At 68.0% G+C, this 24,066-nt stretch carries 23 protein-coding genes and 1 tRNA gene; 21 read left to right on the top strand and 3 right to left on the bottom strand.

Going from position 1 to position 24,066, the window contains the following annotated elements:
* Positions 1-55 precede the first annotated feature (55 nt).
* The 10 genes from G3T36_RS12725 to G3T36_RS12680 all read left to right on the top strand — a co-directional run bounded on the left by G3T36_RS12725 (position 56) and on the right by G3T36_RS12680 (position 9,936).
* A complete protein-coding gene (locus G3T36_RS12725) occupies positions 56-958 on the top strand; it encodes a diacylglycerol kinase family protein (protein WP_163290112.1) in 903 nt (300 codons plus the stop codon).
* Positions 959-1,035: 77 nt separating this feature from the next.
* Positions 1,036-1,111: transfer RNA gene (locus G3T36_RS12720), tRNA-Glu, on the top strand.
* A 412-nt stretch (positions 1,112-1,523) separates the two neighbouring features.
* Entirely contained in the window at positions 1,524-2,570 is a 1,047-nt protein-coding gene (locus G3T36_RS12715) for a TerC family protein (protein WP_163290111.1), read from the top strand.
* Positions 2,567-3,304: a PP2C family protein-serine/threonine phosphatase gene (locus G3T36_RS12710; protein WP_163290110.1), complete on the top strand. Its 738-nt coding sequence runs from the start codon at positions 2,567-2,569 to the stop codon at positions 3,302-3,304. Before G3T36_RS12715 ends, G3T36_RS12710 begins: the two co-directional genes overlap by 4 nt.
* Positions 3,305-3,443: 139 nt before the next feature.
* A complete protein-coding gene (gene leuC / locus G3T36_RS12705; protein ID WP_240148448.1) occupies positions 3,444-5,012 on the top strand; it encodes a 3-isopropylmalate dehydratase large subunit in 1,569 nt (522 codons plus the stop codon).
* Positions 5,012-5,614, top strand: a complete 603-nt coding sequence (gene leuD, locus G3T36_RS12700; protein ID WP_163290109.1) for a 3-isopropylmalate dehydratase small subunit — start codon at positions 5,012-5,014, stop codon at positions 5,612-5,614. Before leuC ends, leuD begins: the two co-directional genes overlap by 1 nt.
* The gene (gene murA, locus G3T36_RS12695) at positions 5,611-6,981 is read left to right on the top strand and encodes a UDP-N-acetylglucosamine 1-carboxyvinyltransferase (protein ID WP_338031570.1); all 1,371 of its coding nucleotides are present in this window, start codon (positions 5,611-5,613) and stop codon (positions 6,979-6,981) included. Before leuD ends, murA begins: the two co-directional genes overlap by 4 nt.
* A 7-nt stretch (positions 6,982-6,988) precedes the next feature.
* On the top strand, positions 6,989-7,810 hold the full coding sequence (locus G3T36_RS12690) for a lysophospholipid acyltransferase family protein (protein ID WP_338031569.1): 822 nt from the start codon (positions 6,989-6,991) through the stop codon (positions 7,808-7,810).
* Positions 7,800-8,936 (top strand): NAD(P)H-dependent glycerol-3-phosphate dehydrogenase, encoded by a 1,137-nt coding sequence (locus tag G3T36_RS12685; protein WP_163290107.1) that lies wholly within the window; start codon positions 7,800-7,802, stop codon positions 8,934-8,936. The genes G3T36_RS12690 and G3T36_RS12685 overlap by 11 nt, the downstream gene beginning before the upstream one ends.
* Positions 8,839-9,936, top strand: coding sequence for a D-alanine--D-alanine ligase family protein (locus G3T36_RS12680; RefSeq protein ID WP_163290106.1), 1,098 nt, complete (start codon positions 8,839-8,841; stop codon positions 9,934-9,936). Before G3T36_RS12685 ends, G3T36_RS12680 begins: the two co-directional genes overlap by 98 nt.
* Before the next feature lie 7 nt (positions 9,937-9,943).
* On the opposite strand, the gene G3T36_RS12675 is transcribed toward G3T36_RS12680, so the two are convergent.
* Positions 9,944-10,456, bottom strand: a complete 513-nt coding sequence (locus G3T36_RS12675) for a DUF3515 family protein (RefSeq protein WP_163290105.1) — start codon at positions 10,454-10,456, stop codon at positions 9,944-9,946.
* Between the two features lie 24 nt (positions 10,457-10,480).
* Between G3T36_RS12675 and thiL the strand changes: the two genes are divergently transcribed.
* On the top strand, positions 10,481-11,485 hold the full coding sequence (gene thiL, locus G3T36_RS12670) for a thiamine-phosphate kinase (RefSeq protein ID WP_420811044.1): 1,005 nt from the start codon (positions 10,481-10,483) through the stop codon (positions 11,483-11,485).
* Here thiL and rsmD read toward each other — a convergent pair.
* The gene (gene rsmD / locus G3T36_RS12665) at positions 11,455-12,048 is read right to left on the bottom strand and encodes a 16S rRNA (guanine(966)-N(2))-methyltransferase RsmD (RefSeq protein WP_163290104.1); all 594 of its coding nucleotides are present in this window, start codon (positions 12,046-12,048) and stop codon (positions 11,455-11,457) included. The genes thiL and rsmD overlap by 31 nt on opposite strands.
* 49 nt (positions 12,049-12,097) lie before the next feature.
* On the opposite strand from rsmD, the gene G3T36_RS12660 reads away from it, so the two are divergent.
* The 10 genes from G3T36_RS12660 to mutM all read left to right on the top strand — a co-directional run bounded on the left by G3T36_RS12660 (position 12,098) and on the right by mutM (position 22,767).
* On the top strand, positions 12,098-12,841 hold the full coding sequence (locus tag G3T36_RS12660) for a tetratricopeptide repeat protein (protein ID WP_193571086.1): 744 nt from the start codon (positions 12,098-12,100) through the stop codon (positions 12,839-12,841).
* Positions 12,838-15,039 (top strand): ATP-dependent DNA helicase RecG, encoded by a 2,202-nt coding sequence (locus G3T36_RS12655; RefSeq protein WP_163290103.1) that lies wholly within the window; start codon positions 12,838-12,840, stop codon positions 15,037-15,039. The genes G3T36_RS12660 and G3T36_RS12655 overlap by 4 nt, the downstream gene beginning before the upstream one ends.
* A 165-nt stretch (positions 15,040-15,204) precedes the next feature.
* Complete coding sequence (gene coaD / locus G3T36_RS12650) at positions 15,205-15,687, top strand: pantetheine-phosphate adenylyltransferase (protein WP_163290102.1); 483 nt, start codon at positions 15,205-15,207, stop codon at positions 15,685-15,687.
* Positions 15,684-16,736 (top strand): AAA family ATPase, encoded by a 1,053-nt coding sequence (locus tag G3T36_RS12645; protein ID WP_163290101.1) that lies wholly within the window; start codon positions 15,684-15,686, stop codon positions 16,734-16,736. The genes coaD and G3T36_RS12645 overlap by 4 nt, the downstream gene beginning before the upstream one ends.
* A 6-nt stretch (positions 16,737-16,742) precedes the next feature.
* Entirely contained in the window at positions 16,743-18,089 is a 1,347-nt protein-coding gene (locus G3T36_RS12640) for a DUF58 domain-containing protein (RefSeq protein ID WP_163290100.1), read from the top strand.
* On the top strand, positions 18,082-20,343 hold the full coding sequence (locus G3T36_RS12635) for a transglutaminase TgpA family protein (RefSeq protein WP_338031568.1): 2,262 nt from the start codon (positions 18,082-18,084) through the stop codon (positions 20,341-20,343). Before G3T36_RS12640 ends, G3T36_RS12635 begins: the two co-directional genes overlap by 8 nt.
* A gap of 59 nt (positions 20,344-20,402) precedes the next feature.
* Complete coding sequence (locus G3T36_RS12630) at positions 20,403-20,921, top strand: YceD family protein (protein WP_163290334.1); 519 nt, start codon at positions 20,403-20,405, stop codon at positions 20,919-20,921.
* 2 nt (positions 20,922-20,923) lie between these two features.
* Positions 20,924-21,127, top strand: coding sequence for a 50S ribosomal protein L32 (gene rpmF, locus G3T36_RS12625; RefSeq protein WP_077053432.1), 204 nt, complete (start codon positions 20,924-20,926; stop codon positions 21,125-21,127).
* Positions 21,128-21,167: 40 nt separating this feature from the next.
* The gene (gene rnc, locus G3T36_RS12620) at positions 21,168-21,881 is read left to right on the top strand and encodes a ribonuclease III (protein WP_163290098.1); all 714 of its coding nucleotides are present in this window, start codon (positions 21,168-21,170) and stop codon (positions 21,879-21,881) included.
* The gene (gene mutM, locus G3T36_RS12615; protein ID WP_163290097.1) at positions 21,859-22,767 is read left to right on the top strand and encodes a bifunctional DNA-formamidopyrimidine glycosylase/DNA-(apurinic or apyrimidinic site) lyase; all 909 of its coding nucleotides are present in this window, start codon (positions 21,859-21,861) and stop codon (positions 22,765-22,767) included. The genes rnc and mutM overlap by 23 nt, the downstream gene beginning before the upstream one ends.
* Positions 22,768-22,788: 21 nt before the next feature.
* Here the strand turns inward: mutM and G3T36_RS12610 are convergent, their stop codons facing one another.
* The gene (locus G3T36_RS12610) at positions 22,789-23,883 is read right to left on the bottom strand and encodes a GNAT family N-acetyltransferase (RefSeq protein ID WP_163290096.1); all 1,095 of its coding nucleotides are present in this window, start codon (positions 23,881-23,883) and stop codon (positions 22,789-22,791) included.
* Between the last annotated feature and the right edge of the window lie 183 nt (positions 23,884-24,066).

Raw genomic sequence — 24,066 nt, 5'->3', positions numbered from 1 at the left:
CTGGTCTACGCTCCTGAGTCGGCGGATGCGGTCGCGTCCGACATAATCGGGGACTATGACCGTCGCACCCCTCACCGTCGTCGTGGCGATCAACCCCCAGGCGTCCTTCGGCAAGCGCCGCGAGGTCGGACCGCGCGTGGCCGAACGGCTGCGTCAGGCCGGTCACGAGGTCGTTGCGATCGCCGAACCGAACGTGGAGTTGCTGCGGCGGGAGACCATCCGGGCCGTCGAGGCGGGCACCGACGCGCTGGTCGTGGTCGGGGGCGACGGGATGGTCAGCCTCGGCACCAACATCGTGGCGCAGACGGACATCCCTCTCGGTATCGTGCCGAGCGGAACCGGGAACGACCTGGCTGCCGGTCTCGGCATCCGGGTCGACGACGCGGAGGCCGCCACCGACCAGCTCCTGGAAGCCCTGGGCAAGCCGCCCCGCCTCATCGATGCCGGGCTCATCCGGCACGGCGAGCTGACGACCTGGTTCGCGTGCGTCGTCTCGGCGGGATTCGATGCGATCGTCAACGAGCGGGCGAACCAGATGAGCCGTCCGCGCGGGCCTTCCCGCTATGTCTTCGCCATGCTGCGTGAACTCGCCACGCTGAAGCCCATCGAATACGAGGTCGAGGTGGATGGCATCATCTCCCGTCGCCGCGCACTGCTCATCTCCGTCGCCAACAACGTGTCGCTCGGGGGCGGCATGCGTATCGTGCCTCACGCGGAACTCGACGACGGCTACCTCGACCTTTTCGTCGTGGAGCCGATGTCTCGACCGGCGTTCCTCCGCGTCTTCCCGAAAGTATTCCAGGGAACGCATACGACACTCCCTGAGGTCTCCTTCCAGCGTGCGCGGACCGTGAAACTCAACGCGGACGGGGTGATCGCCTATGCCGACGGTGAGCGCATCGGCCCACTGCCGATCGAGATATCCCTGGTTCCCGGCTCGCTGCGGGTGCTCTCCTGAGCGGAGGAGGCGCGTCCGCGCATCCCTCGGTTTGGTCGCGACCCGCGGGGTATGGCATACTCGATGAGTTGCAAAGCGGCCCCATCGTTTAGCGGCCTAGGACGTCGCCCTCTCACGGCGGTAACGCGGGTTCAAATCCCGCTGGGGTCACCAACACACCGAAAACCCTCCGAGACCACGTGTCTTCGGGGGGTTTTCTGCTCGTCCGGAGGGTGGCCGGGCGCCGGCCGGCTCCGTGCCCCAGGAATTCAGGACTTCGTGAAGCGGATGTGGCTGCCGAACGCGCGGTCCAGGCAAGACCCCCGATCGGATGCTCGTCCCGCGCGCATCCGGCCCGATCTTCCTGAATTCCTGACGGCACCCCCATCCGCACGGAGCGGCAGCCGGGGATCGATTCCGATAGGATCGGAGACGCGAAGGGGAGTATCCCGAACGGCCCGGCGAGGGCCCGCGTTGTGAACGTCATCACGGATCGTCCGTACGGTCCCGGGCACAGCGGCATCCGTCAAGAACGGATGCGGGAGAGACTTTCGGGCCGTTTCCGGCACCCTTCGAAAGGCTTCCCTTGGAACTCGCCCTCCCCGCCTGGTTCGAGATCACGTCGGCGATCGTCCTGGTCCTGATCCTGGTCGCCGACCTGCTCATCGTCGTCAAGCGCCCGCACATCCCGAGCCCGAGGGAGTCCACGCTCTGGGTGGCCTTCTACGTGGCCCTGGCGCTGGTCTTCGCGCTGCTCATGTATCTCATCGGCGACGCCGAGCACGCAGGGCAGTTCCTCGCCGGCTGGCTGACGGAGTACAGCCTGAGCATCGACAACCTGTTCGTGTTCGTGCTGATCATGACCCGGTTCGCGGTGCCCAGGAAGAACCAGCAGGAAGTGCTGATGGTGGGGATCCTCATCGCCCTGGTCTTCCGTGGCGTGTTCATCGTCCTGGGTGCATCGCTGATCGCGAACTTCAGCTGGATCTTCTATTTCTTCGGGGCTTTCCTGTTCTACACGGCAGTCCACCAGGCCTTCAGCTCGCACGACCCGAACGAGGACGAGGAGAACGCGTTCGTCCGGTTCATGCGCAAACGGCTCAAAGTGTCGAACCAGTACGAAGGCTTCAAGCTGCGCACGACCATCGACGGACGGCGGATGTTCACGCCGCTGATCATCGTGTTCCTGGCGCTCGGCACGACCGATCTGCTGTTCGCGCTCGACTCGATCCCCGCGATCTTCGGAATCACGACCAGCCCGTTCATCGTCTTCGCGGCGAACGTCTTCGCCCTGATGGGGCTCCGGCAGCTGTACTTCCTGCTCGGCCACCTGCTCGACCGACTCGAATACCTCAAGTACGGGATCGCGTTCATCCTCGCGTTCATCGGCGTCAAACTCGTCTCGCACGCGTTGCACACCAACGAGGTTCCGTTCATCAACGGCGGTCATCCCGTGGAGTGGGCGCCCGAGATCACGACCTGGACTTCGCTCGCGGTCATCCTGATCTCCATGACGGTCGCTACGATTGCAAGCCTGGTGAAGCTCCGGATCAGCGGTGTCAGTATGGCTGAAGCCATTCACGGCGACGACGCGACCGACGCGTCGGCGAACGAAGAGAGTGCGGGTCGATGACCTCCAGCGTCGAATTCTGGGCGAAGACGGACGTCGGACGCGTCCGCTCGCTCAACGAAGACTCCTTCCTCGCGCGACGGCCGGTGTTCATCGTCGCAGACGGACTCGGGGGTCATGCGCGAGGCGACGCGGCCAGCCAGGCGGCGATCCGCGTCTTCGCCGACGCGTTCCCGGATGACACGCCAGCGCATCCGGATGCGGTGGTCGCGGCGATCGCGGCGGCCAATGCCGAGGTGCGGGCGCTCTCCCTCCCCGACGACTTCGGCGCGGCCGTGTCGGGAACGACCCTGGTCGGCCTGGTCGAGGTGGCCGATGACAGCGGGAGGGCGTGGCTGGCCCTCAACGTCGGCGACTCGAGGCTCTACGGGTGGGACGGCCAGCGCCTCGAACAGCTGAGCGTTGACCACTCAGCGGTGCAGGAACTGTACGAGGCGGGTCTCATCTCGGCCGCCGAGATGGACTCGCATCCTGAACGCAACATCATCACGCGTGCACTGGGGGCCGAGGACGACGTCGAGGCCGACACCTGGATCCTGCCGGCGGAAGGCGAGCACACCTTCCTGGTCTGCTCCGACGGGCTGACGCGGGAGCTCTCGGACGACCGGATCGCCGGGATCCTCGCGGAGGCGCTGGCCGACGAGTCGGCCGATCCGGCCGAACGACTGGTCGACGCGGCCGTCGCCGCAGGCGGTCGCGACAATGTGACCGTCATCGTCGTGCGCTCGCGAAGCTGAGCGACCCCGGTGATAAACTGCCGACGTGCTGTACGGTCTGCTTCTCCTTAGCTGCCGCGACGAGTCCTGACCTGAGGCCTCACTCGTCGCGGAGTTTGTCGTTGGCTGACCACCAAGCAAGCAAGGAGCATTCGCTGACATGAGCAACACCGTTGAGACAAGCGCGACCGAAACCACGCCGGGCCCGCTGACCCTGGCCGAGAAGGTGTGGCGCGACCACCTCGTCGTCAAGGGCGAGGACGGCTCGCCCGACCTGATCTACATCGACCTCCACCTGGTGCACGAGGTGACGAGCCCGCAGGCCTTCGACGGCCTCCGGATGGCGGGCCGACCGGTTCGCCGCCCCGACCTCACGATCGCCACGGAAGACCACAACACGCCGACGATCGGCATCGACCGGCCGATCGCCGACCTCACGAGCCGCACCCAGATCGAGACGCTCCGTCGCAATGCCGAGGAGTTCGGCATCCGGCTGCACTCGCTCGGCGACATCGAACAGGGCATCGTGCACGTCGTGGGGCCGCAGCTGGGGCTCACCATGCCGGGCATCACGGTCGTCTGCGGCGACTCGCACACGTCGACGCACGGAGCGTTCGGCGCCATGGCGTTCGGCATCGGAACGAGCGAGGTCGAGCACGTGATGGCGACCCAGACGCTGCCGCTGAAGCCGTTCAAGACCATGGCGATCACGGTCGAGGGCGAGTTGCGCCCCGGTGTCACGGCGAAGGACATCATCCTCGCGGTCATCGCCAAGATCGGAACCGGCGGCGGGCAGGGCTACGTGCTCGAGTACCGCGGCAGCGCCATCCGCGCCCTCTCGATGGAGGGGCGGATGACCATCTGCAACATGTCGATCGAGGCCGGCGCCCGCGCGGGCATGGTCGCGCCCGACCAGACGACCTTCGACTACCTCGAGGGTCGACCGCACGCGCCGCACGGACAGGACTGGATCGACGCGGTCGAATACTGGAAGACGCTCCCGACTGACGACGACGCGGTCTTCGACGCGGAGGTCTACCTCGACGCGAATGAACTCGAACCGTTCGTGACGTGGGGAACGAACCCCGGCCAGGGCGTCTCCCTGAGCGAGTCCGTTCCCGACCCGGCAACGATCGCCGACCCGAACGAGCGCGCCTCGGCGGAGCGGGCGCTCGAGTACATGGACCTGGCGGCGGGAACGCCGATGAAGGCGATCCCTGTGGATGCGGTCTTCATGGGCTCATGCACCAACAGCCGCATCGAAGATCTGCGCGCCTTCGCCTCGGTGATCAAGGGTCACAAGAAGGCCGAGGGTGTCCGTGTCATGGTCGTTCCCGGCAGCGCACGCGTACGCATCGAGGCTGAAGCCGAGGGCATCGACAAGATCGTAGAGGAGTTCGGGGCGGAATGGCGGTTCGCGGGGTGCTCGATGTGCCTCGGGATGAACCCCGACCAGCTTGCGCCGGGGGAGCGGTGCGCATCCACGTCGAACCGCAATTTCGAGGGCAGGCAAGGCAAGGGCGGACGCACGCACCTCGTGTCGCCGGTGGTCGCAGCGGCGACCGCGATCCGCGGAACGCTGTCAAGCCCGTGGGATCTCGACGGTGATGAAGGTGGCGACATAGCCCGCGCTGGAGCTGAGGGGATTGCGTGGCAATCCCGCGACGCCAGCGCCGACGGAGCTATGCTGCGTCGGACAAGCGACGGCACGAACGAGGTGAACGCCTGATGGACAAGATCTCGACCCTGACCGGAGTCGCCGTGCCGCTGAGGCGGTCGAACGTCGACACCGACCAGATCATCCCTGCCGTCTTCCTGAAGCGCGTCACGAAGACGGGATTCGACGACGCCCTGTTCTACGCCTGGCGCCAGGACCCGGAGTTCGTCCTCAACCAGGAGCCGTACCGCGCCGGCAAGATCCTCATCGCCGGTTCGGACTTCGGCACGGGCTCGTCGCGCGAACACGCCGTGTGGGCGCTCCGCGACTACGGTTTCACCGCCGTGCTCAGCCCGCGTTTCGGAGACATCTTCCGCGGCAACTCCGGCAAGCAGGGCCTTCTCACGGGGCAGATCAGCGAGGAGGACGCCGAGCGTCTCTGGAGGGCGATCGAATCGAGCCCGGGAATAGATGCGACGGTCGATCTGGTTGCCAAGACTGCGAGCATCAGTGACCTCACGGTTTCGTTCGACATCGATGATTACACTAGGTGGCGGTTGCTCGAAGGCCTTGACGACATAGGCCTGACCCTGCGTGACGAAGCGCATATCACAGAATTCGAAGCCCGCCGCGAGAGCTGGCGGCCCAAAACGTTACCGGTGAAAACGCAGTGAACTCACTTCTTCAGGACGCACAAGCCGCAGGGGCGCACGTGGGACTCAAAGGCGATCGGATCACGATCAACGGAGGGATCCCACTCCGCGGACGGATCGAACTGAAGGGTGCGAAGAACCTCGTCACCAAGGCGATGGTCGCGGCGCTGCTGGGCGAAGGCCCGAGCGTGCTCCGCGATGTCCCCGATATCAGCGACGTCCGCGTCGTGCGCGGGCTTCTCGAGATCCACGGTGTCAAGGTCACCGACGGCGCCGACGAGGGCGAACTGCTGCTCGACCCGAGCAACGTCGAGAGCGCCCACATGGCCGACATCGACGCGCACGCCGGTTCCAGCCGCATCCCGATCCTGTTCTGCGGTCCGCTGCTGCACCGTCTCGGCGAGGCGTTCATCCCCGACCTCGGCGGCTGCCGTATCGGCGACCGCCCGATCGACTACCACCTCGAGGTGCTGCGCAAGTTCGGCGCGATCGTCGACAAGCTTCCAAGCGGCATCCGGATGACCGCTCCGAGCGGCCTGCACGGCGCGAAGGTCGAGCTTCCGTACCCGAGCGTCGGTGCGACGGAGCAGGTGCTGCTCACGGCGGTCCGGGCCGAGGGGATCACCGAGCTCAAGGGTGCGGCGATCGAGCCCGAGATCATGGATCTCATCAACATCCTGCAGAAGATGGGCGCGATCATCACGGTCGACACCGACCGTGTGATCCGCATCGAAGGCGTCGACCACCTCGACGGCTTCGCGCACACCGCACTCTTCGACCGCAACGAGGCAGCCAGCTGGGCAGCCGCAGCCCTTGCGACGAGCGGTGACATCTTCGTCGGCGGCGCCCGCCAGCCCGAGATGCTGACCTTCCTCAACGTCTTCCGTAAGGTCGGCGGCGCGTTCGAGATCCACGACGACGGCATCCGCTTCTACCACCCGGGCGGCGAACTCCGGCCGGTCGTGATCGAGACGGACGTGCATCCCGGGTTCATGACCGACTGGCAGCAGCCTCTCGTCGTCGCGCTCACCAAGGCGAACGGTGTGTCGATCGTCCACGAGACGGTCTACGAGCAGCGCTTCGGCTTCGTCGACGCGCTCGTCGAGATGGGCGCCACCATCCAGATCCACAAGGAGTGCCTCGGCGGTCACCCGTGCCGCTTCGGGCAGCGCAACTTCAACCACTCCGCCGTGATCACCGGTCCGACGCGCCTGCACGGCGCTGACATCGAGGTTCCCGACCTCCGGGGCGGCTTCAGCCACCTGGTCGCGGCGCTCAGCGCCGAAGGAACCTCGACGGTGAGCAACGTGGGAATCATCAGCCGCGGGTACGAGAACTTCATCACCAAGCTCGAGCTGCTGGGGGCCGACTTCGTTCTCGAAGGATAATAGGTTCGTGCCCGAACCGTCTTCAGAGCAGAAGCCTGCCGCCCAACCGCCGTCCACCCCGCCGTCAGCGCCCGCCAAACCGGCCAGGCAGCCGCGATCGGAACGGTCCCGGCCGTCGATCTTCTGGGTGCTCGCCGCGCTGATCCTTCCGATCGTCGGGCTCATGGCACGTTTCACGATCACCGACCGCGAGAAGTTCCCGCGCACCGGCGCCTTCATCGTCGCGCCGAACCATTACAGCGAGATCGACCCGGTGATGATCGGCGCGGTGACCTGGAAGCTCGGCCGTGTGCCGCGCTTCCTCGCGAAGGGAAGCCTTTTCAACGTGCCCGTCGTCGGGTGGTTCCTGCGGAAGTCGGGGCAGATCCCGGTCGAACGCAGCAACGCGCGTGGCAACGCCTCCCTCGTCGCGGCGGAGAAGCTGGTCGACTCCGGCGGCGTGGTCATCATCTACCCGGAGGGTTCGCTCACCCGCGACCCCGATCTGTGGCCCATGCGCGGCAAGACCGGCGCAGCCCGGATGGCGCTCGAGCACGACATCCCGGTGATCCCCGTCGCCCACTGGGGAACCCAGCAGGTCATGGCGCGCTATTCGAAGAAGATCAGCTTCTTCCCGCCCAAGAAGATCGCCGTCAAGATCGGCGACCCGGTCGACCTCTCGGCCTTCCGCGGTCGCAATCTCGACGCGGCCACGCTCAACGAGGCGACGACGGTGATCATGGACAGCATCACCGAACTGCTCGCCGACCTGCGTGGTGAGAATCCTCCGGCCGAACGCTGGAACCCCGCCGAACACGACCAGAAGGAGACCGGCCGCTTTGAAGGCTAGCGATAAGAAGGTCGTTCCTCCCCGTCGTGTGGCCGTCCTCGGCGCAGGAAGCTGGGGCACCACGTTCGCCAAGATCCTCGCCGACGGCGGCGCTGACGTCGTCCTGTGGGCGCGGCGTCCCGAACTGGCCCGTGAGATCACGGAAGGCCGCCGCAACAGCGACTACCTTCCCGGCATCAACCTGCCGCGCAACCTGCGGTCGACGTCGCGGCTCGCTGAGGCGCTGACGGGCGCCGAGCACGTGTACATCTCGATTCCCAGCCAGACGCTGCGGGACAATCTGGCCGCAATCGCCCCGCACCTCGGGCCGACGACCGTTGTCGTGAGTCTCATGAAGGGTGTCGAGAAGGGTACGGGGCTTCGCATGAGCGAGGTCATCGCCCAGGGCCTCCCGATCGACGAGAGTCTCATCGCCGTCGCCTCCGGGCCGAACCTCGCCCTCGAGATCGCCAAGGAGCAGCCGACGGCGGCTGTCGTCTCGTCGGCGAGCCTCGAGACCGCTCAGGCTGTCGCCATGGCGGCGACGAACCGCTACTTCCGGAGCTTCGTGAACACCGACGTCATCGGCACGGAGTTCGGCGGTGTGCTCAAGAACCTGATCGCCGTCGCGATCGGCATCGTCGACGGCGTGGGCTACGGCGAGAACACGAAAGCCTCGATCATCACGCGGGGACTGGTCGAGATGACCGACTTCGCTGTCGCCTACGGCGCGCATCCGGAGACGCTTTCCGGGCTCGCCGGTCTCGGCGACCTCATCGCGACATGCGAGTCCTCGCTTTCGCGGAACAACACCGCGGGAAGACTGCTCGGCCAGGGCTACAGCTTCGCCGACGTCGTCAAGCAGATGAACCAGACGGCGGAGGGCCTCGCGTCGGTCGCGCCCATCCTGAAGCTGGCGGAGGCGCGCGGCGTCGAGATGCCGATCGTGCGGCAGGTGAGCCAGGTGCTCGCCGGTACGCTCGAACCGAAAGACATCGCGCCGCATCTCACCACGGATTCGGACGAACCCCAGGGTGAAAGGACCACGGATGACGGACAAACTCGTAGTCGCTCTTCTGTTTGGGGGTCGATCAAGCGAGCATTCGATCAGCTGCGCGACGGCGGCGGGAGTGCTCGACGCGATTGATCGCGAGCGGTACGACGTCATCCCGGTGGGCATCACCAAGGAGGGTGCCTTCACCCTCCAGCCCGACGACGCGGCATTCTTCGCGCTGAACCCCGAGGCGATGCCCGTGGTGCCCGACAACGCCACGCGCGTGCACTGGCCGGAGAGCGCGGTGACCCGCGAACTCACCGTCACTGCGGCCGACGGCGCCGTCCGTTCGCTGGGCGATGTCGACCTCGTCTTCCCGATCCTCCACGGCCCGTGGGGTGAGGACGGAACCATCCAGGGGATGCTCGAACTCGTCGACCTTCCGTACGTCGGAAGCGGTGTGCTCGCGAGCGCACTCGGCATGGACAAGCACTTCACCAAGACGGTGTTGCAGCACGCAGGCATCCCCGTCGCGCCGTGGGTGACGATCTCGGCCTATGAGTGGTCGACCGATCCGGCTGCGGTGCGCGCCCGGGCCGCAGAGCTCGCGGTGCCGGTGTTCGTAAAGCCCGCACGCGCGGGGTCGAGTGTCGGCGTCAGCAAGGTCTCCGATCTCTCGATGCTCGACGAGGCCCTCGCAACGGGTTTCGCGGAAGACGACAAGGTCCTCGTCGAGTCCGGCCTGGTCGGGCGGGAGGTCGAGGTCGCGGTGCTGGGCGGCCGTCCGGGTCAGCCGACCCGCGCATCCGTCGCCGGCGAGATCGTGATGACCGGCCGCGAGTTCTACGACTTCGCCGCGAAATATCTTGATGCTCCGGGGGTCGAGCTGGTGTGCCCGGCCGAGCTGAGCGCCGGCGAACTCGCGACGATGCAGGATCTCGCGATCCGAGCGTTCGACGCGATCGGCGGGGAAGGGCTGGCGCGCGTCGATTTCTTCCTGACCGCAGACGGTTTCGTGGTCAACGAGATCAACACGATGCCCGGCTTCACCCCGATCTCGATGTTCCCGCGGTGCTGGCAGGAGTCGGGGCTCAGCTACCCGGCGCTGATCGACGAACTGATCGCCGTGGCGCTCGCCCGCGCGGCAGCCTGAGGCCCTCCTACTTCGAAGGAGAAGGGCTGGGAGTCGCGCCGGACGTCCCGGTGTCGAGGGTGTCCAGGCATTTCTGCGTCTGTTTGATGGTGGCGATCGCGCTCGCGAACTCCGGGAGGACGCTCGAGTCGGAGACGCCGTGCACGTGATCGATGATGACCTCGGTCGCAGGGGTCCGGCCGAAGGTCTGGTAAACGATCGACTTTGCCGCGGGGTCCGTCATGAGCACCCAGTCGATGCCGTTCACGGTGACGCACGGCTTCGTGGTCGGCCCGATCGGCGGGACGCCGCAGCGGAGGAGGACGACGGCCGGGTCGCCCCAGGCTCCTGTCGCCTGCGCATCCGTCTCGCGCTTCTGTTCGCCCGCCACGGTGTCGGGCAGCCGAACGGAGATCTCCGCGCATCCGGGATCGTTGGCCTGGGCCGCGGGGTCGAGGGAGACGATCGGTGTGCATCCCGTAAGTGCCAGCCCTGCGCCGGCGAGGATGACCGCGAGCAGGGCGGCGGGACGAAGTGACATCGCATTCAGGCTACCGTTTGATGCATGACGATGGCTGACAGCCCGGAGACCGACGACGACACGCTCGGGTCGGTGCACGAGCGGGAGGCGCTGCGCCGGATCTTCCCTCGACTGCCCGAGTCGTCCGTCACGGTGATCGGCCCCGGCGACGACGCCGCTGTCCTCGCCGCGCCGGACGGCCGATACGTGGTGACGACCGACATGATGGTGCACGGTCCCGACTTCCGCTGGGGATGGTCGGCTCCGTACGACCTGGGCTGGAAGGCCGCGGCGACGAACCTGTCGGATATCGCGGCGATGGGTGCCGTGCCCACCGCGCTGGTGGTCGCCATCGCGGCGCCGGCAACGACACGTGTCACAGAGCTGGAGGCCATCGCGGACGGCCTGCGCGAGGCCTGCGCCGAGCTGGCTCCGGGCTGCGGCGTCGTCGGCGGCGACCTGTCGGTGTCGGCGACGTTCACGATCGCCGTCACCGCGTTCGGCGACCTCGAAGGGCGGGCGCCCGTCCTCCGCAGTGGCGCACGGCCCGGCGACGTCGTCGCCGTCTCGGGTCCGTTGGGGGCCGCGGGCGTCGGGCTCCGGCTGCTGTTCGAGGCGGGCGTGGATGCGCAGGGTCGGCCAAGCCCGGAGCGAGCGGCAGAGCTGAGGCGCGATCACGCCGAGGTCGTCCTCGCGCAGCTGCGACCGCATCCGCCGATCTCGGACGGCCCACTCGCGGCGCGGGCCGGGGCGACCGCGATGCTCGACCTGAGCGATGGACTCGCGCTCGACGCTCGCCGTGTCGCCGAGGCCAGCGGCGTCGCTATCGACATCGACTCCTCGGCTCTCGGCGCCGATCCTCTCGCGGCGCTCGCCAGTGGCGAGGACCACAGCCTGCTGGCGGTCTTCGCACCGGGAACCGAGCTGCCTGGTGGGTTCCGCCACATCGGCTCGGTCGTGGAGGGAACCGGCGTCCTCGTCGACGGCCGCCCGTACGACGAGCTCGGAGGATGGGATCCTTACGTCGGCTGGGATGGTCGGAGCGGCTGATCCACGCTGAGCCACCAGACGGCGGTCTCGCCGTAGTCCTTGCGCCGGTCGAGCAGGAGGCCGGCGGGCCAGTCCGGTTCTCCGGAGCGCGTACTGCGTTCGACGCACACGATCGCCTCTGCCGACAGCCGCGGTTCGAGCGTCTTCAGGGCATGGACCAGTTCGTCGTCGGAGAGCTCGTAAGGCGGGTCGACGAAGACGAGATCGAATTCGGCGGTGGATGCGGCGAGGAACGACTGCACGGTGGTCGCCGCCACGTCGATCGTGGGTTTCGCCGCCGCCGGCGCCGCCTGCAGGACCGCAGCGGCATTTCGGCGACAGATCGCCGCAGCCGCGCTGCCGCGTTCGACGAGGGTCACCGTCGACGCACCGCGGCTGGCTGCCTCGAGGCCGAGCGCGCCGGAGCCGGCGAAGAGATCAAGCACGCGGGCGTAGCGAATCGCGTCGCGCGATTCGAGCGCTGAGAAGATCGCCTCACGCACCCGGTCGCTGGTGGGGCGTGTGCCGGATTTCGGGACCTGGAGCCCGAGCGACCCGGCGAATCCGGCGACAATGCGTGTCATGGTGCCTAGAGCCTATCGGCGGGGTGCGATCGCGAGCGATGATGGGTGTGTGACGGATGCGCGTCTCGGCCAGGCCGAGCTCGACGAGCTCTGGGACCACGGCGATGCGGCCGAGTCGGAGCGCCGGTTCCGCGCGGCCGAGGAGGCCGAGACCCGCGGTGATGCCGTCCGTGCGGAGCTCGCCACCCAGCGTGCCCGGGCGCTCGGCCTTCAGGGGCGTTACGACGAGGCCGAGGTCGTCCTCGAGGGCATCCCGCGATTCGGCCCCCTCGTCGCTACGCGCGTCGACCTCGAGCGGGGGCGGATCCGCCTCTCTTCCGGCGACCCGGCCGACGCGGTGCCGCTCTTCCTGGCAGCGCTCGAGTGGGCCCGCGAAGCGGATTCGCCGTACCTGGCGGTCGACGCCATGCACATGCTCGCCCTGTCCGACCCGGGCAAGGAGGATCACTGGACGAGGCTGGCGCTCGTCGAATTGCACCACATCGACGATCATCGGACCCAACGGTGGCAGATCGCCCTTCACAACAACCTGGGCTGGCACCATTTCGACGCCGGCCACGCGGCGACGGCGCTCGAGGAGTTCGCTGCGGCGCTGGTGGCCGCCCGCGACTACGGGACGAGCGACCAGCGCTTCATGGGCGAGTGGACGGTCGCACGCTGCCTGCGTGAGCTCGGCAGGGATGTCGAGGCGCTCGCCATCCAGAGACGCCTGGCGGCCGAGCGGCCGGACGATCCCGATGTCGCCGCCGAGATCGCCGCTTTGACGGAGGCGACCCGTACGATCGAAGAATGAGCGGAACACCGGTCGCAGCCGTCGACGGTGTGCTGTCGCTCGACACCCGGCTCTCCGGCGTGCTCGGCGGCCGCACCTCGAACGCCTTCGCGAAGGCCTTCGGCATGGACACCGTCGGAGACCTGCTGAGCCATTACCCGCGGCGGTACGCGCGCCGCGGTGAGCTGACGGCGCTGACCCAGCTCCCCGTCGACGAGAACGTGACGATCGTCGCCGAGGTCCTGGAGGTGCGCGAGAGGCCGATGCGGGCGCGGCGCGGATCCATCCTCGAGGTGCGCATCTCCGACGGCAAGGGCATCCTGACCCTCACGTTCTTCAATCAGGCGTGGCGCGCCCGTGAACTCCATCCCGGCGTCCGGGGGATCTTCGCCGGCAAGGTGTCCGACTACAAGGGGGCGCTGCAGCTGGCGCATCCGGACTACGAGCTGTTCGAGGCGGATGCAGGGGGAGCGGACGCGGCGACCGCGCGTTCGTGGGCCGAGACACCGATACCCATCTACCCGGCGACGGGCACGGTGGCCAGCTGGCAGGTCCAGAAGGCCGTAGGCCTCGTGCTCGACGGGCTGGGGGACGTGCCCGACCCTGTGCCGGACGAACTGGTGCTGGAGCGAGGGCTGCTGCCGTTCCGTGAGGCGCTTGAGCTCATCCACCGCCCGGAGAAGGATGCGCACTGGCAGCGGGCCCGCGACGCCCTGAGATTCCAGGAGGCCTTCGTCCTTCAGGCCGCGCTGCTGCAGCAGCGTGCGACGGCCCGGGAGCAGCACGCCGACCCGAGGAGGCCGGTCGCCGGCGGTTTCCTCGAACGATTCGACGCGGCCCTGCCGTTCGCGCTGACGGGCGACCAGACCACGGTCGGCGAGGCGATCGCCTCCGACATCGCACAGGATGCTCCGATGAACCGCCTCGTGCAGGGTGAAGTCGGCAGCGGCAAGACCCTGGTTGCACTGAGAGCGATGCTGGCCGTCGCCGATTCGGGCGGCCAGTCCGCCCTTCTCGCCCCGACCGAGGTGCTGGCGGTACAGCACCTCCGGTCGATCGTGAAAGTGCTCGGCCCCGACCTCGCCGCAGAGCTCATGCCGACCCTGCTCACCGGCCAGCTCGCCACGGCGGAACGCAAGAAGGCACTGCTGCGGACCGTCTCCGGCCAGTCACGGATCGTGGTCGGAACCCACGCCCTGATGGGCGATGCCGTGACCTTCTTCGACCTCGGCCTCGTCGTCGTCGACGAGCAGCACCGGTTCGGCGTCGAACAGCGCGAGGCGCTGCGGCTCAAGGCGGGCGCACCACCGCACGTGCTCGTGCTCACCGCCACGCCGATCCCGCGCACCGTGGCAATGACCGTCTTCGGCGATCTCGACGTGTCGACCATCGCCGAGCTTCCCGCGGGCCGGCAGGGGATCGAGAGCTTCGTCGTGCCGCTGGCGGACCGGCCGGGATGGGAGCGCCGGATCTGGGAACGCGCCGCCGAGGAGATCGCGAAAGGGCGCCAGGTGTTCGTGGTCTGCCCGGCGATCTCGGGCAAGGAAGCGGAGGACGACGGCGAAGGTCTCGAAGACGAGGACACGGGTTCGGGGGCGCCTGCCCCCACGGCATCCGTCGAGAGCATCGCCGCGCAGGTCCGGGCCGACCCGCTGTTCGCGGAATCGCGGATCGGCGTGTTGCACGGCAGGCTCCCCGGAGACGCCAAGGACGAGATCATGCGGGCCTTCGCCGACGGCAGGCTCGACCTGATCGTGGCGACGACGGTCATCGAGGTCGGCGTCGATGTGCCGAACGCATCGGCGATGGTGATCCTCGACGCCGACCGGTTCGGGGTGTCGCAGCTCCACCAGCTGAGAGGCAGGGTCGGCCGCGGCGGCGTTCCCGGTCTGTGCCTGTTCGTGACCAACGCGGAGCAGGGCAGCCTAGCGCGGGAACGGGTCGACGCTGTCGCCGCGACACTCGACGGCTTCGAACTCGCCACGATCGACCTCGAACTGCGCCAGGAGGGCGACGTGCTCGGCAGCAGGCAGTCCGGCGGACGGTCCTCGCTCCGGCTGCTGAGGGTCGCGAAAGACGGGACACTGATCGCGGATGCGCGCGCCGCCGCCCAGGGAGTCCTCGAGTCGCCCGGTGGGCTGGCCGGACATCCGGCGCTCGCTGACGCGCTCGCTCGGCGGCTGGATGCGCAGGAGCGGGAGTTCTTGGGGAAAGGGTGACCGAGCGAGCACAGCTCGCTCGGCGCTGGCGTCGCGGAATCGCGATGCGATCCTTTCAGCTCCAGCGCGCTGGCGTCGCGGGATCGCGATGCGATCCTTAGAGCTCCAGCGCGGGTAACAGATTCACAACGAAATGCCGGGATCGTCCAGCTATTCTGGAGACCTATGAACAGGATCGCCGTTGTCCCTGGCTCGTTCGACCCGGTCACTCTGGGGCACCTCGATGTGATCGAGCGCTCTGCGGGCCTGTTCGATGAGGTCCACGTCCTTGTGGTGCACAATCCCGACAAGGCCGCGATGCTGCCGATCGCCCAGCGGGTGGCGCTGATCGAGCGGTCCATCGAAGACGCGGGCATCGCCGGCAACATCATCGTCGCATCCTGGAGCGTCGGACTGCTCGTGGACTACTGCACCGACGTCGGCGCGCACGTCCTGGTCAAGGGCATCCGTTCGCAGGTCGACGTGGCCTACGAGACGCCGATGGCCATCGTCAACCGCAACCTCGCGGCCGTGGAGACGATCTTCCTCCTCCCCGATCCCGCGAACGCACACGTGTCGAGTTCGCTCGTCCGACAGGTCTCAGCCCTGGGTGGGGACGTCAGCCCGTACGTTCCCGCCGCCGTCTACGACTATCTGCAGGAGACATGAACAGCTACCCGACGCGCCAGCCGACGGACTCGTCCGTCGCGCCGACCGATATCACTGAGCTCGGCGACTCCGACGAGATGGGCCTGACCGAGCTGCGACGCTCGGCCGAGCAGATCATGGCGAACGTCGAATCCGTCATCGACGGCAAGCACGACGCAGTGCAGACGGCGCTGACGGTGCTGCTGGCAGAAGGCCATCTCCTCATCGAGGACGTGCCGGGGGTCGGCAAGACGATGCTCGCCAAGTCGCTCGCCAAATCGGTCGACTGCACGGTGAGCCGCATCCAGTTCACGCCAGACCTGCTGCCCAGTGACGTGACCGGCGTCTCGGTCTACAACCAGGCGGAGCGTCGTTTCGAGTTCAAGCCGGGCGCCGTGTTCGCGAACATCGTCATCGGCGACGAGATCAACCGCGCCAGCCCGAAGACCCAGTCCGCGCTGCTCGAGTGCATGGAGGAGCGCCAGGTCACCGTCGACGGCTCGACCTATCGGCTGACGTCGCCGTTCATCGTCGTCGCCACCCAGAACCCCGTCGAGATGGAGGGCACGTACGCTCTGCCTGAAGCCCAGCGGGACCGCTTCATGGCGCGGATCGCCATGGGGTACCCCGACGACGAGTCCGAACTGGCGATGCTGAACACGCGCGACACGTCGAGTCCGCTGTCGCGCATCGGCCCGGTCGTCAGCGCCGAGCAGCTGAGGGCCATGATGGCGACAGCGCGCGGCGTCTTCGCATCGGCGCCCGTGAAGCAGTACGCGGTCGACCTCGTGCGCGCGACACGTGAGGACAGGGATCTCCGCCTGGGCGCGAGCCCACGCGCCACCCTTCAGCTTGTGCGTGCGGCGAAGGCGAAAGCGGCCCTCGACGGGCGCGACTTCGTGCTGCCGGATGACATCGACATGCTGGCGGTCGCGGTACTCGGGCACCGCCTGCTTCCCACGAGCAGGGCACTCGGCCATCACCACGAGAGTGCCCCTGTGATCGCGGAGATCGTCCGGCGCATCGTCGCTGCGACACCGGTTCCGGTCGGATCGGGCTCGGCGAGCTAGCCGGCAATGTCCGGGCGCCAGCGTTCGTCGTCGCCGGTCCGCAAACCGCGGCCGACCGCACGCGGCTGGACCTTGTTCGGGGTCGGGGTCGCAGCCCTCATCGCCGCGATCAGCTTCGGCCGCTCCGACGTGCTGTTCCTGGGGCTGTTCCTTGTCACGGTGCCGCTGGCCGCCATGATCTCGGTCACGGTCGACCGGCCCCGGCTGAGCGTCTCGCGCACGTTCCACCCGGATGTCGTGGCCGTCGGCGAGAACGCGACCGTCTCGACGACGGCCCGCAACGAAGCGCCCCGCCCCAGCCCGCCCGCCCAGTGGCGGGAGTTCGCCCCGCCCGGCCTGGACGTCCAGCCGCCGGCGCCCTTCCCGCGTCTCGACGCGCACCAGCCCGCCATCCATCGCGCCAAGGACACCGTCACGCTCCGCCAGGACATCCGCGCGAACCATCGGGGATCGCACGGAATCGGGCCGCTGATCGTGAGCCGGACCGACCCGTTCGGCCTCGCCTACGCGGAGTATGCGCTCGGTCAGCCCCGTCAGCTCATCGTCACTCCTCGCGTGCGCCCCCTCGCGCGCGGCGAACTGGACATCGCCCGGAGCGAGGGAACCGAGCACGAGCTGCTCCGGCACAGCATCCCGAGCGCAGACGAGCTGATCGCCCGCGAATACCGCCCCGGCGATCCGTTGCGGCGCGTGCACTGGAGGGCGACGGCCCGCCACGACAAGCTCATGGTGCGCCAGGAGGAGCAGCGCAGCAACCCTGAGGCCTGGATCCTGTTCGACACGCACGTTCAGCAGCGGGACCGTTTCGTCATCCCCGGGGCAGCCGAGCGGGCGGACGCCGAATTCGAAGAGCTCGTCGAACTCGTGGCGTCGGTCGGCGTGCACCTGCTCGACGAGGAGTTCGTCGTCAGCATCGTCGAGACCGCCCCGCGGCAGCTCGGCGGCCGCACGGGCGCCGGTCGCTCCGGCACGATGGGCAGCACGACGCCGACCTACGACCTCGGGGGAGCCGACCGGCTCCTGCTCGCCGACCTCGCGAGCGTCGAACAGACGACGGAGGCCCGCGACGAAGCGGTGTCCGAGCTCTCGGCGGGGCTCCGCCGCAGCGGGAGAGCGGTACCCGTCTTCGCCATGCTGCTCGCCGGCTCCACGGAAGAGATCGGCGCGCTGGCCGCCCTGCGGCCGATGTGCGATCCGGCGGTCGCGTTCGTCGGGGCGAGCGCCGACCCGTCCGTGACGGAGACCCTCACCGATGCCGGATGGATCTGCGTCGCGTTCAGCAGTGCGGAGGGGACGGTCGCAGCCTGGCAGCAGGCGCTCGGGCGCCACCGGACGGCGGTGCAGCGTGGTTAGCGTCGCAGCCGCCCCGGCACGGGTCGGGGTCGCGCGCAGGAACGGCTATTGGCGGCTCACCAGTGCCCTGCTGATCATGGTCCTCGCCGTGAGTTTCGCGCTCATCGGCCTGATCGACGGTTTCGGCTGGTGGTTCCTGATGCTGTTCGTCGCATCGCTGATCCTGGTCGCCGGCGCCGGGCTCCGGATGATCGGCGTGCCGCCCAGGATCGTGCCGCTGCTGCTGGCGGTCGAATTCGCGATCATCATGACCGTCGGGTTCGGCGGTGGCACGGGGCTGCTCGGGTTCATCCCGACGCCTGCGACGTTCGGCAAGTTCGGCGACCTGTACGGCCAGGCCATGCTCTCGATCTACCAGCAGGGCACCCCGGCTCCTCCGCTGCCCGAGTTCATGTTCCTGATCGTCGCAGGGTCGGGTCTCCTTGCGATCTACCTCGATACGACCGCGATCGCGTTCCGCATCCCGACGTTCTCGGCGATCGGCATCATCGCCGTCCTCATCGTGCCGGCCGCCCTCCTCGGTGACGGCGTCGCTCCTGTCGCGCTCGCCGAGTCGGCTGCTGCCTTCCTCTACCTCCTGCGTTGCGATGTGCGGGCGCGACGGCCGGGGACTTCGCGGCCGGCCGCATCCCTGTCGATCGCCGCCGGATCGATCATCGTGGCCCTCATCCTGTCGGCGACGGCTCCTGGCCTCGATCGTGGCGGCGCCAGTTCATTCACCGCGGGCGGGATCTCCATCGGTGGCACGGTCACGCCGTTGATCGACCTCGGGCGCGACCTGCGCCGGCCGGCGGCGGTCAAGGTGCTGACATACACGACCACCGCCAGCACTCCGGAGTATCTGAAACTCGCATCGCTCGACCAGTTCACGGGGACGGTCTGGAGGCACCGTGAGCGCGACACCAAGCGGCTGCCGGTCGGCAACTCGATCGGCCCGGTCACCGGGCTGTCGGATGCGGTGAAGACGTCGAAGGTGAGCACCAGCATCCAGATCGCCAACATGCAGAGCCGGTGGCTCCCCGTCCCGTTCCCGGTGAAGGGTGTGCATGGCCTGAACGGTACGTGGTCGTGGGATCCGGACGACCTGACCATCGGCGGCGTCGGCACGTCCACCGAAGGCCAGCAATACACCGTGAACAGTGTCCAGCTCGAACCGACCGCCGAACAGCTGAAGGCCGCAGGCGGCTTCGTCCCGGCCTCGATCCAGCGCGATCTCTTCGTGACGACGACGCTTCCACCGACCATCAAGACGACAGCGCTCAAAGCGACCGCGGGAGCGACCAACGAGTACGAGATGGCCGTCGACCTCCAGAACTACTTCCGCAACAACGGCTTCGTGTACTCCACGTCGACGCCGCTCAAGCAGGGGTACGACGGCGACGGCGGCGCAGTGATCGCCAAGTTCCTCGAAGTGAAGAGCGGGTACTGCGTGCATTTCGCGTCCGCGATGGCGCTCATGGCCCGGACGCTCGGCATCCCGTCGCGTGTCACGATGGGTTACCTGCCCGGGACCTCGAACGGCGGTTCGGTCAACAACCCGGGCATCTACACCGTGACCAGCGACGATCTGCACGCGTGGCCGGAGCTGTACTTCGCCGGGGTCGGTTGGGTGCCGTTCGAGCCGACCGTGTCGCGCGGGTTCGTCCCGGCGTACACCGTGCCGCAGACCGCCGGGAACACGTCGAGCAACAACCCGAGCGCGTCGGGCGCGGCGGGCCGCGCATCGCTCGCCCCCGAGATCACCGGAGGGCCCAACAGCGCGACCGGCGCAACCGCCAACCCGGCACAGCCGATCGCTTCGGCGTTCGGGGTGACGCTGCTGGTGATCGCGCTGCTCCTGACCCCGGCGTTCTTGCGCAGGCTGCGCCGGCGCAGCCGCTTCCGGAAGCTCAGGGACGAATGGGGTCTCGCAGGGCTCGCATGGGATGAACTCCGTGACACGGCGCGCGACCTCGGCTGGTCCGTGCCCGACACCGAGACGCCGCGGGCGTTCGCGGAACGGGTGACGGATGCGGTGGGCCCGGGAGCGCGCTCCGATGCGGTCCGAAGGCTTCTGACCGCCGTCGAGCGCGAATCGTTCGGACCGCCGGGACGATACATCGCCCACGGAGTCCCCGACGACCTGCAGGAGGCGCTCGCCGGAATCGAGGCGCGCGCCGGACGCGCGCTGAGAGTGAAGGCGCTGCTCGCCCCGGTCTCGCTCATCCCGCCCTCATGGTCGCCCACCGCAGGAGTGCGCCCGACGAACGCGTAGAATAGTTCATCGTGACCAAATTCAGAACGACCCCGTACACGCTTCATGTGTACGACCTCATGCATCGCCCCGGAGAGATGCGGGAGCAGCAGATCGCCTTCCCCGTCGACGCGAAGATGGGGGAGGGTCTGGTCGGCGTTCCCGCAGGCTCCACCATCGACGCGGACGTCCGGTTCGAGTCGATGCACGAAGGAATCCTGGTCAGCGCAGAGCTCTCCGCGACCGCCGTCGGCGTGTGCGGACGGTGCCTCACCGACATCGAGGTGCCGGTCCAAGTCGATTTCCAGGAACTTTTCGCGTATTCTTCTGACGAAGCTTTTGATTTTGAGGTTCACGACGACCACGTGGATCTTGAACCTCTGATCAGGGACGCGGTAGTGCTTTCACTTCCGTTTCAGCCGGTATGCCGGCCAGATTGCCCCGGTCTCGACCCCGAGACAGGGGAACGGCTGGCGGAGAGACCGGACCACAAGCCACGAGAAATCGCAGATCCGCGATGGTCTGCGCTTGCAGGTTTCCAGGCTTCCGAAGACACCAGTGCTGGCAATGCCGGCCCTGCAGACAGAGAAGAGAGATAGTCATGGCTGTTCCGAAGCGGAAGAAGTCACGCGCCAACACGCACGCTCGTCGTTCGCAGTGGAAGGCCGAGGTCCCCACGCTCGTCAAGACCGTGGAGAACGGCAAGGTCACCTACAGCCTCCCGCACCGCGCGAAGGTCGTCGAGGACTCTGCCGGAACCGCCCTGTTCCTCGAGTACAAAGGCCGCAAGGTCGCCGACGTCTAGTCAGCACGCACCCGAAGACGGCGTACGCGAGATCACCACGATGACGAGCGTACGGCCCGACCGCAGCGTCCTTCTCGAGAAGCTCGGAGTCGACATCGACTCGGAGCTTCTCGAACGCGCGCTGACCCACCGCTCGTACGCGTACGAGCACGGGGGCATCCCGAACAACGAACGCCTGGAGTTCCTCGGCGACTCGATCCTCGGGCAGGCCGTGACGGTCAAGCTCTTCCGCGAGAACCCGGACCTCGACGAAGGCGACCTGGCCAAGCGCCGGGCGAGCCTCGTCAGTTCCGTAGCTCTGGCCGAGGTCGCGCGCGGCATCGGCCTGGGCGAATTCCTGCTGCTCGGCCGCGGTGAAGACCAGAGCGGCGGCCGCGACAAGGCGTCGATCCTCGCCGACACGGTCGAGGCGATCATCGGCGCGGCCTACATCGACGCCGGTGGTGAAGCCGCTACGGCGCTCGTACTCCGGCTCGTCGAGCCCCTGCTCGGCGACCCGGACCGTTTCGGGGCGGCGATGGACCCCAAGACCAGCCTGCAGGAGGCCGCAGCGCACCGCGGTGCCGGGCTGCCGCACTACACGGTGACGAACACGGGTCCCGATCACAGCAAGCTGTTCCACGCGACGGTCGAGGTCGCGGGCCTCGTGGTCGCCACAGGCGAGGGCACGAGCAAGAAACAGGCCGAGATGTCCGCCGCCCTGTCGGCCTGGACCCAGCTCACCCAGCGACGTGCCAGAACTCCCCGAGGTTGAAGTCGTACGCGCGGGGCTCGAGCCCGCGGTAACAGACGCGACCATCACCGGAGTCGAGGTCTTCGAGGTGCGCTCGCTACGGCGGCACGACAGCGCGGCCGGCGACTTCGCAGCGCTCCTCACGGGCCGCGTCATGCGCGCCCCGGCTCGCCGCGGCAAGTTCCTCTGGATCCCGCTCCGCACCCGGACGGCGGATGAGCCCGACCGCGCCATCGTGGCCCACCTGGGCATGAGCGGCCAGATCCTCCTGAGGGAGCCCGGCACGACCGCCGAGGGGCTGTTGCGCATCCGCCTCCACGTCGACAACCCGGCGCACGGCGAGCTGTGGATCGATTTCGTCGACCAGCGGATCTTCGGATCGATGGCCGTCGACCTGCTCGTTCCGACGGCGGACGGCCTCCCGGGCGGCTTCGGCACCGACGATCCGCTCGTCCCCACGCAGGTCGCGCACATCGCCCGTGATCCGCTGGACCCGGCATTCGACGACGAACGATTCGCAGCCACGCTCGCCCGCAAGAACTCCGGCATCAAGCGCGTGCTCCTCGACCAGACGGTCGTGAGCGGGATCGGCAACATCTACGCCGACGAAGCCCTGTGGGCTGCGAAGATGCACTACGCGCAGCCGGCGTCGAGCCTCAGCCGGCCGCGCATCCGGGTGCTCCTCGCCGAGATCAGGCTCGTGCTGGAGCGTGCACTCGCCGAAGGCGGGACGAGTTTCGACGCGCAGTATGTGAACGTGAACGGTGCATCCGGATACTTCTCGCACAGCCTGAACGTCTACGGTCGGGAGGGCCGCCCGTGCCCGCGCTGCGGTCGCCCCATCGTCCGCGAGCAGTTCATGAACCGCTCGTCGCACCTGTGCCCCTACTGCCAGCGGCTTCGCTGAGTCGCGCTCGGGGAACTACAGCTAGGCGAGCGACTTCTGCCAGGTGCCGACCAGCCCGTGCAGACGGAACCCGAACGCGTCGTTGACCGCGAGCATGTGCTCGTTCTCGTCCGCGTTCCAGGTGAGGATGCGCGTGGCGTTCGGTTCCACCTCGGCGAGGCGGCGGATGTTCTCGGCCTTCACCAGCATCCCGAGCCGGTGGCCGCGGTGCTCCCGGACGACGAGCGTGTCGTGCTGCTCCACCTTGCCGCCCCCCTCCGGTACGACGAGGTCGGTGTACGCGACGAGACGGCCGGTCGGGATGTGCTGCGCGACCGAGCAGAGGAACGGCTCGCCGCGGTCGATCATCAACTGCTCGAGCTCGCGCACCCGCGACGGCGTCCACTCCTCGTCGTCGAGGGCGATGCCCGACTGGGGGACGTCCCGGGTCATCCGGGCGCGCAGTGACGCGAACCCGGCGACGTACTCCTCCGGAGCGTGGCGCCACCAGCCGAGCACCCGGTAGTCGGAGCCCGCTGCCCGCATGGCCTCGTCGTAGAGCGCGTCGAACCTCTCGGCCGGCATGGGGAGGGGCAGCTCGCTCGAACGCTCGATCTGGCCGAGCCGATAGCCGTGGGCGAGAGCGAACCGCGTATCGGGCGAATCCGCGGGGACGCCGTTCGGGCCGACCTGCGGGCGGATGAGGGGGCCCGCCCCGGTGAGTGTCGCTGCCGGATACTCTGTGAAGGCTGCGATGACGGTCCGGCCGCCGTCGGCCACCAGCTCCTCGCCTTTCGCCAGAAGCGCCGAGCCGATGCCGCGGCCTCGCGCGGCCGGTACGACATCGACCAGGAGCGTGGCGGTGACCGCATCCGGTTCCAGCGGGAACTCGGCGATCACCCTGCCCACCATGATCCCGTCGAGCCGGGCGACGAACGTGATGCGCTCCAGGAACTCCTGCGGGCGGAACGCCGGGAGCTCCGCCTCGGCCGAATAGACGAAATCGTGGTTGCCCCACAATTCGACCGCGATGCCGTTGACCATGGCCACCAGCTCCTCGAACACCGCGGAGCCCGGAGCGCCGATCCGCTCGGGCACGACGAGTTCGGTGAGGGTGAGGCCGGGTACCGCTGCCACGTGCGACCTCCTCACGCGCCGGCGCGTGTGTGCCGAGCCGATCAGCATATCGCCTTGCATACGCGGGCAAAAGGCCTCTATCGGTTTGGTTTCGATCGTGTAAATCTGCGTGTGGAAACACGATGCAGATGCCCGCAATCCTTGTAGGCTCAGGGCACATATTCGTGGGCGAGGCCGCAAGCT

Source organism: Leifsonia tongyongensis (genome assembly GCF_010686705.1).
Taxonomy (GTDB): Bacteria; Actinomycetota; Actinomycetes; order Actinomycetales; family Microbacteriaceae; genus Diaminobutyricibacter; species Diaminobutyricibacter tongyongensis.
This window is presented reverse-complemented; position numbering and strand designations above follow the sequence as displayed.

Bases quoted from the DNA above. Each gene is read 5' to 3' on its own strand.
- G3T36_RS12725 (WP_163290112.1), top strand. From the start codon at position 56: ATGACCGTCGCACCCCTCACCGTCGTCGTGGCGATCAACCCCCAGGCG.
- G3T36_RS12710 (WP_163290110.1), top strand. From the start codon at position 2,567: ATGACCTCCAGCGTCGAATTCTGGGCGAAGACGGACGTCGGACGCGTC.
- leuC (WP_240148448.1), top strand. From the start codon at position 3,444: ATGAGCAACACCGTTGAGACAAGCGCGACCGAAACCACGCCGGGCCCG.
- leuD (WP_163290109.1), top strand. From the start codon at position 5,012: ATGGACAAGATCTCGACCCTGACCGGAGTCGCCGTGCCGCTGAGGCGG.
- G3T36_RS12680 (WP_163290106.1), top strand. From the start codon at position 8,839: ATGACGGACAAACTCGTAGTCGCTCTTCTGTTTGGGGGTCGATCAAGC.
- G3T36_RS12675 (WP_163290105.1), bottom strand. From the start codon at position 10,456: ATGTCACTTCGTCCCGCCGCCCTGCTCGCGGTCATCCTCGCCGGCGCA.
- thiL (WP_420811044.1), top strand. From the start codon at position 10,481: ATGACGATGGCTGACAGCCCGGAGACCGACGACGACACGCTCGGGTCG.
- rsmD (WP_163290104.1), bottom strand. From the start codon at position 12,048: ATGACACGCATTGTCGCCGGATTCGCCGGGTCGCTCGGGCTCCAGGTC.
- G3T36_RS12655 (WP_163290103.1), top strand. From the start codon at position 12,838: ATGAGCGGAACACCGGTCGCAGCCGTCGACGGTGTGCTGTCGCTCGAC.
- coaD (WP_163290102.1), top strand. From the start codon at position 15,205: ATGAACAGGATCGCCGTTGTCCCTGGCTCGTTCGACCCGGTCACTCTG.
- G3T36_RS12645 (WP_163290101.1), top strand. From the start codon at position 15,684: ATGAACAGCTACCCGACGCGCCAGCCGACGGACTCGTCCGTCGCGCCG.
- G3T36_RS12640 (WP_163290100.1), top strand. From the start codon at position 16,743: ATGTCCGGGCGCCAGCGTTCGTCGTCGCCGGTCCGCAAACCGCGGCCG.
- G3T36_RS12630 (WP_163290334.1), top strand. From the start codon at position 20,403: ATGCATCGCCCCGGAGAGATGCGGGAGCAGCAGATCGCCTTCCCCGTC.
- rpmF (WP_077053432.1), top strand. From the start codon at position 20,924: ATGGCTGTTCCGAAGCGGAAGAAGTCACGCGCCAACACGCACGCTCGT.
- rnc (WP_163290098.1), top strand. From the start codon at position 21,168: ATGACGAGCGTACGGCCCGACCGCAGCGTCCTTCTCGAGAAGCTCGGA.